8 protein-coding genes are annotated in these 12,986 nt (G+C 59.2%); 3 read left to right on the forward strand and 5 right to left on the reverse strand.

All coding sequences use genetic code 11. From position 1 onward, the window contains the following. Positions 1-79 precede the first annotated feature (79 nt). On the forward strand, positions 80-5,203 hold the full coding sequence (locus PMI23_RS00575) for a dermonecrotic toxin domain-containing protein (protein WP_007916783.1): 5,124 nt from the start codon (positions 80-82) through the stop codon (positions 5,201-5,203). 225 nt (positions 5,204-5,428) lie between these two features. Here PMI23_RS00575 and PMI23_RS00580 read toward each other — a convergent pair whose 3' ends face one another. From PMI23_RS00580 to PMI23_RS00600, 5 genes are all read right to left on the reverse strand, one after another. Further along, the gene (locus PMI23_RS00580; RefSeq protein ID WP_042704860.1) at positions 5,429-5,932 is read right to left on the reverse strand and encodes a CS1 type fimbrial major subunit; all 504 of its coding nucleotides are present in this window, start codon (positions 5,930-5,932) and stop codon (positions 5,429-5,431) included. Between the two features lie 33 nt (positions 5,933-5,965). After that, positions 5,966-6,709, reverse strand: coding sequence for a hypothetical protein (locus tag PMI23_RS00585; protein WP_007916787.1), 744 nt, complete (start codon positions 6,707-6,709; stop codon positions 5,966-5,968). 44 nt (positions 6,710-6,753) lie between these two features. Next, on the reverse strand, positions 6,754-7,962 hold the full coding sequence (locus tag PMI23_RS00590; protein WP_007916788.1) for a hypothetical protein: 1,209 nt from the start codon (positions 7,960-7,962) through the stop codon (positions 6,754-6,756). A gap of 4 nt (positions 7,963-7,966) precedes the next feature. Continuing rightward, on the reverse strand, positions 7,967-10,489 hold the full coding sequence (locus tag PMI23_RS00595; protein ID WP_007916790.1) for a CS1-pili formation C-terminal domain-containing protein: 2,523 nt from the start codon (positions 10,487-10,489) through the stop codon (positions 7,967-7,969). A gap of 112 nt (positions 10,490-10,601) precedes the next feature. Next, the gene (locus tag PMI23_RS00600) at positions 10,602-11,093 is read right to left on the reverse strand and encodes a CS1 type fimbrial major subunit (protein WP_007916792.1); all 492 of its coding nucleotides are present in this window, start codon (positions 11,091-11,093) and stop codon (positions 10,602-10,604) included. Between the two features lie 509 nt (positions 11,094-11,602). Between PMI23_RS00600 and PMI23_RS00605 the strand changes: the two genes are divergently transcribed. Next, positions 11,603-12,178 carry a PadR family transcriptional regulator gene (locus tag PMI23_RS00605; RefSeq protein WP_007916794.1) on the forward strand — a complete coding sequence of 192 codons (576 nt, stop codon included), beginning with the start codon at positions 11,603-11,605 and terminating at the stop codon, positions 12,176-12,178. Next, positions 12,175-12,963: a siderophore-interacting protein gene (locus PMI23_RS00610; protein WP_007916795.1), complete on the forward strand. Its 789-nt coding sequence runs from the start codon at positions 12,175-12,177 to the stop codon at positions 12,961-12,963. Before PMI23_RS00605 ends, PMI23_RS00610 begins: the two co-directional genes overlap by 4 nt. Positions 12,964-12,986: the final 23 nt, after the last annotated feature.

Raw genomic sequence — 12,986 nt, forward strand, 5'->3', positions numbered from 1 at the left:
TGCCTCCCGATCTTTGAACTTTTGTTTTGCCCTGCCCTGAGTAGGCTGATCACTCCTCAACAATCAAGGATGATTGGCCATGTCTCTCTCTCCCCAGCCTGCGGAAAACACGGACAAAGGACGGCACTACGAATTCATCAAATCCGCCGTCGACGACAATTTCAAGACCGCTACCGTCAGCCGGGGCCTCGCCCTGGCAGCCTCGCCACTGAAGAATGAAGCCTGGTACACCACCGCGCCCGCCGCCTATCTGAACAAACTCGCCGACGCCAACCTCAAGGCCTGGGGTTCGCAGAACCAGGTTGACCACCTGCTGGCGAAAACCGATCTGTACGCTTTCGCCGAACCGCTGCTCAAGGCAAAAATCAAACAACGTCACGGCATCGAGCCGGACGTCAAAAGCACCTTTCTACGCCTGTACCTGCCGAAAGAAAAACCGTGGTACGCCATCGATTTCTCCGCAGGTGTCGTGACCCGCACTGTCTCCTTGCTGGACGCCGCCCTGCACAACTTCGCCAACAGCGAAACGGTAGGTCCTGGCTCGGACTACATCAGCCAACCCGATGAACGCGGTCTGTTCGATGTCGTGCCGATCAAAAGCGCCATGCCCATCAGCCAGTTCCAGACGCTGTGCCGCGACCTGGATATCGGCGCCCAGTATAAAAAGCATCTGGAAAGCTATCTGCTACCGGGTGAACCGCTGGCTGAAGGCGTGCTGCAACACAAGGTGAACGAGAGTCAGAAAGACGCCCTCGCCGTCGCGGCGCACCTGGCACTGATCAAGGACGATATCCAGTACGACGCCTACAAAATGCTGCTGACCCTGGCCGAAGGCAAACCGCAACTGCGGCTCAATGGCCGTTCAATGCAGTGCTCTGACCTGTCGCTGCTCGGCACCCGCCTGACCGGGATCCTGCTACTGACGCATGCGATATCGGACAACCGCGGTGTTCGACGGGTGATCGCCTACATTCCTCACGATCCGGATCACCCGCTCAAGGAGTACGACTCTCTGACAGCATTGCGCGATGAATTGACGCGGCAGTTTCGCGAAGACCGATTCAGTGCCTCAAGCCAACAGACCTATCGTCAATTCTTCAGCCAGTTTGTCGACCAGCAGCAGCGCGGACACTTCTTCGCTGAACTCGAACAGCGACTGTTCATCGTCAGGTATCACCCGCGTCAGGATCCGGCCGACCAGCGACCGGCGTGGCGCAAGGATCCGGTGGACAATCCCAACCTGCAATTCAGCCGGTTGAAATTACAGGGTGATTACTGGCGCCACGCCTATCAGCAAAAGCTCAACAAGATTCTCAACGATGCCCGGGAAATCGCCGTCTCCACCGCCGACACCGACAGCAAGGCGCGCTGGGCGTGGTGGGACAACTTCAAGAAAATCCTCTCGGACATTGCCAATGTCGCCTTGTTGATCGCCACTCCCTTCGTCCCGGGTCTGGGCGAACTGATGATGGCCTACACCGCTTACCAACTGACCAGCGACGTCATCGAAGGCATCGTCGATCTGGCCGAAGGGCTTTGGCAGGAAGCCGCCGGGCATGTCATCAGCGTGGTGACCGACATCATCCAGTTGGCCGCCTTCACTGCGGGCGCGCAGATCGGCGAAGCCTTTCGCGTGAAGCTGTCGCCGTTGGTCGACGCTATGAAACCGGTCAAGCTGCCCGATGGCAAAAACAGTTTATGGCACCCGGATCTGAGCCCTTACGCACGCAATGAACTGATGCTCTCGCCAGACGCCAAACCTGACCACCAGGGACTGCATCAGTACGGCAACGAAAACGTCCTGCCACTGGAGGGCAAGCTGTACTTCGTCGAAAAAGCCTCGACTGACGCGACGTCCACCACCCACCGCATCAAGCACCCGAACCGCGCCAACGCCTACCAGCCACGGATCGAACACAATGGCCACGGCGCCTGGGTGCATGAAGCGGAAACCCCGCAAGACTGGCCAAATGAAGCACTGATGCGGCGCCTGGGCCATCGCGTCGAGCGATTTTCCCCCAGGGAACTGGAGCAGATCCGCATCAGCAGCGGTACCGACCACAACGCTCTGCGCCAGATGTATGTGGACACCCGTCCACCACCACCGCTGCTGGCCGACACGGTCAAGCGGTTCAGTGCCTACGACGATATTCGCATCGCCACCGCCAACATCCGTAACGGGCAGCCGATTGCCGCTGAATCGGTGTGGCTGGAACCGGTGCTGACCAGCCTGCCAGGCTGGCCGTACAACCGGGCGCTGGAGGTGTTTGCCGACACCGACCTGGCCGGCTATTCGCGCAAGTACGGCAACCCCCAAGCGTTGGAGGCCGATACCTTGAGCATCAGTCTCGCCGATCTGAACGCGGGCAAGTTGCCGGATCGGGTGGCGGGTTTTCTTACCGAGGCAGAGTTCAACAGTCTGCTGGGGCGCGAGGTTCCCCCTGGCGAGCGTGTTGCGGCCTTACGCAATCAGCTCGCCGATGACGTCGACAAACGCAGCGGCGCCGTATCCCGGCATGTTTATCAAGCCGGGGAACGATCAGGCAAAGCCGATATCCAGCGCGTCCGACAGACGTTCCCGGATCTTCCACTCGAGCTTGCAGAAAAAGTCGTGGCGCAGGCCAAACCCGCCGAACTGCAACGCATCGCCGATGAACAACGCCTGCCGCTGCGCCTCAAAAACCAAGCCCGAGAACTGGATTTCGAAGCGTCCGCTACCCGGGCTTACGATGGTTTTTATCACGATGAGTTGATCACTGCGGAGACTGAACGCCTCGCGCTCAACACCCTCAGAGTCAATACCGACACCTTCGCCGACCTGCGCCTGGAGGTTCGCGATGGCAGCTTTGACGGACCGCTGCGCTGCAGTGTCGGGCCGGCTGACGCAACCACCGTCAGACGTCTGATCCGCGACGAACGGGGGCGTTATGAAGTGCTCGACGCCAATAACCGCCAACTGCATGAAGGCGATGATTTCTACGAGTCGATTCTTCATGCGGTGCCTGTCCAGACCTTGCCTGAAGTGGGTTATCAACGCGGTCAGGGACGCCCGCTGAAGCTATGGATCATGGAACAGGCCACGTCCCCTGCACAGCGCCGAACCGCGCTGGCAGAGCCACCCATCCGCCCGGTGGCGACGATTGAAACCGAAACGCTGCTGCGCGGCTGGCCGTGGCCGTTTGCCAAACAGACACCGGAACAACGAATCAGGCAGCTCTACCCGTACATGAAGGAAAGCGAGGTGACCACCTTCATCGAAGTGTTGAAACGCAAGGGTGATAACCCCGAAAACGCGATCAAACAGCTGGAAAACGAACGCGAGGATCTGCACCAGGCACTGCAGAAATGGCGTGACAATTACCCCGCCGGCATGGACGACTCGGGAGATCCGGCCTACGGAGCATCCCTGGATTACATGCACAACGGCGGCAGGCACATCGAAGACAAGTTGATTGAATGTTTCGAGCGAAAAAGCGATCTGTTCGAAGGTGGCAGCAATCATCCCGAACAAGGCTATACGCTGGACCTGACGTCCGATTTCCTGAGCTTTGAGCTCGAAAGGTGGTGGAAAGATTTACGCGAACAACCTGACCTGCAGAAACACCTTGAGCAGATCACCTCGCTGAGAGTCAACAAAATGCCCCTCTCGCCTACCGTTGAAGGACTACTCGGCAGCCTGCCGCAGCTGCGGCAATTGAGCGCCCGCCAGTGCGGTCTGAAAGAGATACCTTCCACCCTCGGCCAAATGCGCCGGCTCGAGTATCTGGATCTGAGCGACAACCGGATTCACTTGACGCCACAGTCCGGCGAACACCTCAACGCACTGGTGCGTCTGCGCACGCTGAACCTGAACGGTAATCCATTGGGCGTGCCACCCGATGTCGGGCGGATGTCCCAGTTGTATGAACTGGGCCTGGCCAATACCGACATTAAAACCTGGCCCGAGGGGTTGTTCGAACCCGGCAGCGGCGACTGGCCGCGACGGCGCGGTTTCATGCTCGACATGCGGCGGGCGCCGATCAATACCCTGCCCCAGGTCACGCCCGGCTCCGATCAGGCGTTTGTCCTCAGCCGCGCGCGCTTTGACCTGGAAAAACTGACCAATGAGGACAGGGTGCGTTATGGCCTGTATCGGCAATCTTCAGGCCTGGGTCTGGTGCAAAGCTATTTGCCGGCAGCCAGCAACGAGCTCAGCCATTGGCAAATGTTTCCCGTTGAGCCTGGCGGGTTCGGACCGTCCGCAGCGTTGCAAAAATATCGCGAAGAATCCTGGCATGACCTGATGGCCGAACCAGACTCCGCCGGTTTTTTCAGCGTTATCCGCAAGCAAAGGGAAAGCGCGGATTACCGGACGAGTCGCGGTCGACAGAATTTGACCCGGCGCGTATGGGAAATGGTCGAAGCGGCGGCAATCGATTCACAACTGCGCGCAGAACTGTTCAAACAGATTGTGTCCCCCGACGATTGCGGCGATCTGGGTACTCAGTTGTTCAATTCACTGGGGATGAAAGTACTGGTATCCAAAGCCTACGAAGAGTCGACATCAGCCAGCGCTCTGGATGACAGACTCGTACGCCTCGCCCGCAGTGCCGCCCGACTGAACCGAGTGACCGATGAGGCAGATTTTGAATACCAGCGTCAGAAACAGCAAAACAAGATCGATAACAGCATCCCCGCTCCCGATGAGGTAGAAATCCATCTGGCCTATGAGACCGGGCTGGCCGAAAGACTGGGGCTGCCCTGGCAGGCCGAGGGTATGCTCTACCGACCTCGCTCCGGCGTCAGTACCGAACAACTCGACGCGGCCTATAACACGATCATCAAACGCGAACAGGGCGATGGTCTGGTCAACGGAATGATCCACCTCTATTCGAAGAAGTTCTGGGAGACTCATTTGCGCAAGAACCACCCGGACCGCTATGAAACCAATGATGATTTTTACGCGGAAAAACTGGGACGGCTCGATGAGCTGCGTGATGCGCAGGCTGAATGGGCCAACGCCACGCCACAAACGCCGCTCAATCAACTGGCGCGAAAAATGGAAAGCCTTGCCGATCAACTGGGCATACCGCAGGCAGAGGTCTTCAGCGGCGAAGCCATGAGCGCCGCACGCCACAGACGGCTGTCGGACAACATTGGCTATGAGCGCGATGAACTGTCCAGGCAGTTGACTCGTGAAGCATTGGCCAGAGCGGGTTTCTGACGACAACGCTGTTGCTCTGCCAGCCCGGTCAAAGCTGGCAGAGCTTCATCGCGCCTGCGCCACTTCCGAATCCCGAATCCCGAATCACGGTGACGTGGCCTGAGTAACTTCACGCCACGCCGGGCTTCGATGTGATGCACTACGGCCGCTGCGGCGCTGACGTTGAGCGCCAGCAACAGACCGCCACAGGATCGGGCCAGGCGCGAAGATGACTACGCAGCAGCCTCATTCGACACCCGGCGCCCTGGCGTTGAACAACAACACGACGTTGCCGCTGTAATCGCCGGAGCGATACCCGCCCGCCGGTTCGACAGGGCTGATCTTCAGGGCTACGCGTTTGCCGGCCGCCGCCTCTTCCTGAGACAGCACCTGGCGCGGCGTGATGTGTGAACTCAACTCCACGGCATTGAACGTGACCTGTAACTCGATCACCTCGCCGGGGCGGCCGTTTTCCAGATAAGGGTCGGAGCCAAGGCGCGCCTCGATCGCGCCGCTGTCGTGGCGCAGGTCGAAATTTTTCTCCAGGCCACCAAGCGTCGCACGCGGGTAATCCCAGGCAAGCCGCTGGGTCCGGTGAATCCAGTCCGGCTCTGCGGGAATAATGTAGAACGGCCGGCTGGGAATGGTCAGGGACACTTCAAAGGTGTGTTCTTCGCGAGCGGCCCAGGCCCCAACGCTGGCCAACACGGCAGTGGCCATCAGCGTGCCGAGGATGCATTGCTTGATCATGTGGTTTACCCGATGCGTCATTGGAAAACAGACCTAGCGACTGGCGGTCTTTATGGTTTTTCTGGCGCTGCCCTCGATCAGGAAGAAGCGGTACTCGCGCCCCTTGTCCTTGTCGAACGCGAAAGTCTTGCCCGCCAGCACATGGTGCTTGGTGGTCGCACCACAGTCGGTTTCCTTGCTCAGCGAACAGCTCTTGAACTCATCGACAATCACTACGGTGTTACCGTCATTGCGCAGCTCATAGCGGCTCTCGGTTTCATTGACCACGGTGGCGAAACGAACGTCCTTGGGCCGCACGAAAAAGATCGTGCCGAATCCGGTCATGACATTGACCCCGGCCGAAAGCGATTTTTTGTACTCATCCCGCTCTTCGCCACTGACCACAAAGTCGTCTTCCTTTTCCGGGACTACCGGGACAAAACGCACGCGAAAATAACGCTCACGATCACGCTCGCCCATGTACAGCAAACGCGTGCCTTGCATGCCCTGAGCCGGGACGATCAGCCGCGCCGGACTAGCCATCAAACCATTGCGTGAGGCGCCGTCGGCAGCGTTCTCGACTGCAATTTCCTGCGGCTTGCCATCGCTGTCGTAGATGATTTCCAGCACATTGATCTTGACGAATGCCGTCGCGTCGCCGCTATTGAACACGCGTTTCAGATAGGTACTTTTATCGGCGTCGAGATAGTCGTAAACGGTGCCGACATTGATCTGCGGACCGGCCTGCGCCGTCAGGCAAAACACGCTGAGCAGGCCCAGCAGAAAACCACGGTTCATCGTTTTCAACTCCATGAATGTCGAGAATGGCCAGGCGGGACCGCTCATGCTTCCGAGTCCCAGATAATGGTGATGTTGCCGCGCAGCCGGTCACTCAGGCCGGGGCGCAACAGGAATTCGATGGCAAACGGGGTCATGTCGAAATGCAGCGTGCCGGGCTTGCGATCCACGTACAGGCTTGGCAGGAACGGCCCCGCCCACTCGTCGTGTTTTAACGGATGCCGGGTGACATTGCCGCTGGGACCGGTAATGCCCGTCGGCAAGCTGAGGGATACTTCGACCTCGGTGGTATTGCCCTTGGGGCTGCCGAGCTTGCACGCCGGGCCGCCAGTGGAATTGCACACCATCTTGACTTTGAAGCGCGACGAGGCGGACAGGTAAAACAGCTGATCGCGAAAAATCCGTGTCGGCTTGCGCCCGCTGTCGATCCAGCGCGCCCAGCCACCTTGGGGTTCCAGCGACACCTGGTTGCCACCCGGCGGCAGATCGACCTTGAGGGTGTGCTGTACGTCCAGCACGAAGTCCAGGGTGAGGTTGCCGTCATCCGGTTGAAATGTCGCGCCCATATCGAAATCACCGTTGGGACCCATGCTGTAGGAGATGGATCCGGTGTACAGACCGCTCGACATGTTCAACGGGTTTGGGGTTTTCAGCTCATACGCAAAATCAATCCTCTCGAAGTACATAGAGGGGATGCGAAAAGCGGCGGTTTTGGTACAGGGCGCCTGCACAGGCGTCTGCCAGAAAAAGCGATAGGTGCGATCGCTGTACCCGGCCACGCTAGTGCCTTGGCAAGGCGCCGGGGCATAAAGCCAACCGCTAAGGGACGTCCAGAGGATGTCATGGCCTGTGGGGGCTGCCACTCCGGTCAGGTTATCCACGCTATCGCTGAGGACAAATCGGGAACCGATGCCGGTGATACGCACCTCTACGGTTTCCGTTTCCTGAGTATCCTGATTGGTGACCGTCAACCGTCTCCAGCCAGCCGGAACCTGCACTGAGACATCGTCACCCGGCCTAAGCTCGCCTGAGCTGTAGCGGACGGGCAACTCAATGCTGAACATGTTGTTGCTGGCGCATTGCGCGGGGAAGTTCACGCAATAGCCACTATTGGGTGTCTGGTTGACGAACAGGTTCTTGCCCGGCTGAGAAGCATCCGGTTGAAACAGCGCGCGGATCTCCTGATTGATGGCCTGTGCCGGCGACATGCTCAGCGCCAGCGCCAATACACATCCACTTGTGATTATCTTCATCGGATCAACCTGCCTTCTGTTCGGTGAACGTAACGTCGGCCAGCGTGTCCGGCGTGCAACGCAGGTCGCCGATCATCAACACATCGTTTTCGCTGCGATGGCTGCCGGCATCGAGGCGGAACTGGCACAGCAACTGGTTGCCCTGACGCACTTCGAGGGTCGGTGAGCCGGCGTTCATTTCCATCGAGAAGAAGCCGTCGACTTCCGTTACACCGCGGCTGGCGTGGTTGATCACGTGATGGCCCTTGAGCGGCCGTCCCTGTGCGTCCACCAGTCGACCGAGCACGGTCAGGGTTTTCATCACGCGGACTTTGCGGTACTCGACCCCGCCCTTGTTCAGGTGATAACGGGTGCGTGCCGGTTCAATGCTCGCCGCCGGCACGTGGGTACCCTCGAAATCAAAACTCACCGAGCTGTTCCGGTACGCGGTGATCGGAATGAAGTTGCGCCCCGGCTTCAACGCCGCCCCGCCACCGCTGTAATCGTCAGCCCGCAGGACGATGTCCTCGATATCCGACTCGACATCGACGATCATCCCGGCGCCGCGCACATCGCTCTGGCTGGTCATGAGCATCTGTTGCCCGCCGACCACCAAGGTGCTGTCAACGTTGAGGCCGCCGGTGAAGTTGCCGTTGTAGGAGGAGCGCTGAATGAAGCCATCACCATTGACCGCGTCGGTGCGGAAGTTGGCGAGGCTGGCGACGCCCACCCCGTAAGTATCGGTGAGTGCCGTGAGCGACACGTTTTGCAGGACGTGATCCTGAAAATCCTTGCGCCAGCCGAGGGAGGCGTTGTTGTCACGTGTGCCGTCGCGGGCCGTGCGTGAGCCGATGCTGCCGGTGATCTGCTGGCCGGGTGCGCCAAGCGCCATGTTGATGCTCAGGTCGACCCCGCGATTGCGCGCATCACCACTGCTGTAACTGCCGGGCCGATCAAACAACGAAAGCCGCCAACTGGCGTCACTGCCCAGCAGGGTGGTGCGCTGCGTCCAGCCCAGATCCATACCCATGCCTTCGACATTGCCTTCGCTGTGCGACACCCGCGCATTGACTGAACTCTTGCTGCTGACGCGATGGTTGAGCGCCAGCGAAGAATTGCTGGTCTGGCCGATGAACACGTTGCGCGGACGAACCCGAGTGCCATCGGGCAGGGTGTCGTAGGTATAGGTAGTGTCGAGCCAACTACGACTGTGGCTGACGACGATGCTTCCGGCGCCATAGTTGTAGAGGCTTTGCAAGTCGAGACCAGTGCCGTAATCCTCGGTCTTGTAGACGTTGGCGTAGAGGCTGAGGTGATTGGCCAGGGTCCAGTCGATGGACGTACCGTATTGCAGTTTTTCGCGAATCTGCCGCGCCGACAGCCCGAGGATCACCCGCGGATGCAGCAGGTAATTCACTGACGCGCCCGCCGTCGGATTGCCGCTGGCCTGGGTGTCCCAGTTGCTCAGCAGTTTCTGTTCTTCGCCGGCAAAGACGTTGTAGCGCCAGCGCTCATCGAGGTTGCGCCAGTTGTTGGGCTTGTACACCAGCTCCTGGGTGGTGGAGGTGATCTGACCGTCTTCGATCAGCCGTACTTCCACTTCATAAATGCCGCCGGGCAGCGGTCGGGTATCGAGGGTCTGCAAACCGGCCGGCACCGATTGGGTATTGATCAGCAGACCATCGCGCCAAATCTCCACCGAGCCCTGACGGTTGGCGGTGACATAGATCGGATAAACGCTGGGCATCGCGCTGTTGATGGCCAGGCTGTCGGAGCTGCCGTACATCACACCAACGGCGGTGTCGGGGCTGGTGCCGAACGTGCGCGGCTGGCGCATCAGCCCTTCGGAATTGGGGGTGAAATAGCCCAGACGAAAAAAACTGCCTTGCAGTTCGCGCTGGGTGTGCAGCTCCTGGATGGCGTGATAAAGCTTGTCGTCCGGGCCACCAAGACGGGCAACTTGCAGGTTCAGCGTCTGGCTCCAGTTGCCCAGGCTTGAACTGGCTTCGAGGCCGAAGCGTCCGCCCAGATCCTGCTCCTGACCACCGTTGAGGTTGAGCTGGTTACGCACCATCAGGCCGTGACTGCCACTGTCGGGCTGCTCGTAATAGCGCTTGGCCTCAACGTCGCGCTCGGCATTTTCGGTAAGGATCGAGACCAGGGAGTTTTCCAGGTTGTAATGCACCGCCAGAAACTGGTCCGGACAGGAACCGCTGCACGCGCCCAAGGGCACGCCGGGCTTGAGATAGCTCGCCCATTTTTCCCGCTCGGCCGGACCGAGACGGTTATCGCTGGTGTCAGTGAATTCGAGCAGGGTGATGCGATCATCGTGCGACAACACCACCATGGCCTCACCCAGCGGTTGCTGATCGACTTCGACCCGTACCGCCAGAGGCACATCAAAGAAATGCTCTTCGAAATCCGCCGGCAAACCCTTGGCCTGCGCCAGCAGACTGCGGGGCGTGGTACCGGTGGAGTTGGACGCCACGGCTGCGCTGGCACAAAACAACAGCGCAAGCGCAGCCGCGATGGGTGTCATCGGGAACATGAACTCGTACTCTGATTTACAAACAAGGAAAGTCCGACGGGACAAACACTGCTATCTGCCCCGTCGGTTAGCGCCACTGGTAAAAGCGCGCCTTAGTGCCTGATCAATGCGATCAGTTGCCAGCAACCGGTGGCACGGCATCAAAGATCATCGCCACGGAGCCGGTGTAATCCCCCGGCACGAAGTTGCTGCCCACCGCGCTGATTTTCAGCGGTGCGCGGTAGTTGACGTCCGACTCCGATTCACCCACAACCATTTGCGGGGTGAGGGTCAGTTCCTTGTTGTTAAGCATGACTTGCAGGTCGATCGAGGTATTGCCAGCGACCAGCTTCGGCTGGCTTTCCAGGCTGGCGTGTACCGAACCGTTGTTGTTGCGCACATCGAAGAACCCATTGACGTCGCGCATTTTCCCGGTGCTCGGCTGGTAGCTCATGTCCTGGTCTTTGTTGACCAGGTCCGGATCGGTCGGCACTACATAGAAACCGTTGGTCGGCACATGCGCGACAAGGCTGATCGAGTGCGACGCTTCACCAGCGGCGAATGCGCCAGTCGAACCCAGTGCCAGGAGAGCCAGTGGAGCGGCGATTGCGAGTTTCTTGAACATCGTTATGTACCTGTTTTCTTGATAGGGGGATGAACATTGAAAGTTCAAGACAATCACTGCCCGAGTCGCTGCCCGAGTTGAGCCAGGTCAACTTGAACTTTCAATGCCGAAGCATCATCGACTGTTAACTCTTGGAAGTAAGCAGGCAACTTCCGACAACCGCGTAGTTAAACAACCCCATGACCCGCAAGAAAAAAGAACATAAAACAGATATTCAAAACATTGACTGTAAGTTTCACCCTACAGACAGTTTCAGTAAAAAAACCATACAGCAACTTTACCCTGACAGCACGGCAACTTAGTGCAATTTAGAACATATACTCTACACACAATAGAGCGATGACTTTAACTTTCAAGTTATCGTTTCCGACAACCGGCCGAGATTCGCTGCTTGCGCCCGAATCGGATCTGCCGCTCGTCAGGCGACGCCCTTTCTCGGGGAAAAACGTCTTGCACACTCTCCAAGATATATCTTAAGTTGTATCTAAACACGACGAGAGAAGACAGAAATGAGAGACCATCATTCCCCCCATCGCGAACACGGCGACGGCCGTGACGGCTTCGAAAAGCGCCCCGGGCGCGAGCGCGGCGGCCGAGGCCCTCGGGTGTTCGCCCCCGGTGACCTGAAATTGCTGCTGCTGGCGCTGGTCGCCGAACAGCCGTGCCACGGCTACGACCTGATCCGCCAGATCGAAGGCATGTTCGACGGCGCCTACAGCCCCAGTCCCGGCGTGATCTACCCGACCCTGACCTTTCTCGAAGAAAGCGAGTTGATCACCGGCGACGCCGAGGGCGGCAAAAAACGCTACAGCGCCACCGACGCCGGTCGTTTGTCTTTAAGCGAGCAAGCCGTGGCGCTGGACGGTGTGCGTATGCGCATCGATGTGAGCAAACGCTCGCTGCGCGGCCATGATCGGCCGCCGGAAATCCATGAAGCCGTGCACAACCTGCGCCATGCCCTGCAGATGCACCACGGCCGCTGGAGCGCCGAAGAAATCCTGCGCGTGCGTGACCTGCTCAACGACACCGCCAAAGCCATCGTCGACGGCCCTGCCGTTCAACCTGCCCCGGAGAAAGCCGAATGACTGCAGTCGATACCCAAACCATTCACCGCGTGATGCACGAAATCAAACGCCGCAAGCTGGAAGTCCTGCGCGTGGTCGACCTGACGCCGCGTATGCGCCGCATCACCCTCGGCGGACCGGAGCTGGCCGGGTTCATCAGCCTGGGCACCGACGATCACGTCAAACTGCTGTTCCCGCAGAACGCCGAACAAGCCGCCGCGCTGGAGACGATGGTGCTCGGCGCCGGCAAGGACGATGGGCCGAAACCGCAAATGCGCGACTACACACCGCGTCGCTATGACCTCGACGCGCTGGAGTTGGACATCGATTTCGTTCTGCACGGTGACGGCCCTGCGTCGACCTGGGCGGAGCAAGCCACACCGGGGCAGTTCCTGCACATCGGCGGGCCGCGCGGCTCGATGATCGTGCCGGACATTTTCGACAGCTACCTGCTGATCGGCGATGAAACCGCCCTGCCCGCCATCGCCCGCCGCCTCGAAGGCCTGGCGGCCAATCGCAAGGCGTTGGTGGTGATCGAAGTGGAGAACGGCGCCGAGCAACAAGTGCTGGAAAGCGCAGCGCAGGTCAATGTGATCTGGGTGTTGCGTGACGGTGGCAAGGACAACCTGCTGAGTACGGTGAAGCAGTTGCAGGTGCCCAAGGGCAATCTGTATGCGTGGGTAGCCACCGAAACGAAAGTTTCACGGCAGATCCGCCGGGTGCTGATCGATGAGCACGGGTTGGATGAGCAACTGATCAAAGCCGTCGGCTACTGGCGCGCCGAAGGCACCTCCGAAGAGGAGTAAATCCCCAGATCAAAAGATCGCAG

This window comes from Pseudomonas sp. GM24, from assembly GCF_000282235.1.
In the GTDB taxonomy this organism is placed as follows: Bacteria; Pseudomonadota; Gammaproteobacteria; order Pseudomonadales; family Pseudomonadaceae; genus Aquipseudomonas.

Coding starts and splice junctions, on each gene's coding strand:
- PMI23_RS00575 (WP_007916783.1), top strand. CDS start 80: ATGTCTCTCTCTCCCCAGCCTGCGGAAAACACGGACAAAGGACGGCAC.
- PMI23_RS00580 (WP_042704860.1), bottom strand. CDS start 5,932: ATGATCAAGCAATGCATCCTCGGCACGCTGATGGCCACTGCCGTGTTG.
- PMI23_RS00585 (WP_007916787.1), bottom strand. CDS start 6,709: ATGAACCGTGGTTTTCTGCTGGGCCTGCTCAGCGTGTTTTGCCTGACG.
- PMI23_RS00590 (WP_007916788.1), bottom strand. CDS start 7,962: ATGAAGATAATCACAAGTGGATGTGTATTGGCGCTGGCGCTGAGCATG.
- PMI23_RS00595 (WP_007916790.1), bottom strand. CDS start 10,489: ATGTTCCCGATGACACCCATCGCGGCTGCGCTTGCGCTGTTGTTTTGT.
- PMI23_RS00600 (WP_007916792.1), bottom strand. CDS start 11,093: ATGTTCAAGAAACTCGCAATCGCCGCTCCACTGGCTCTCCTGGCACTG.
- PMI23_RS00605 (WP_007916794.1), top strand. CDS start 11,603: ATGAGAGACCATCATTCCCCCCATCGCGAACACGGCGACGGCCGTGAC.
- PMI23_RS00610 (WP_007916795.1), top strand. CDS start 12,175: ATGACTGCAGTCGATACCCAAACCATTCACCGCGTGATGCACGAAATC.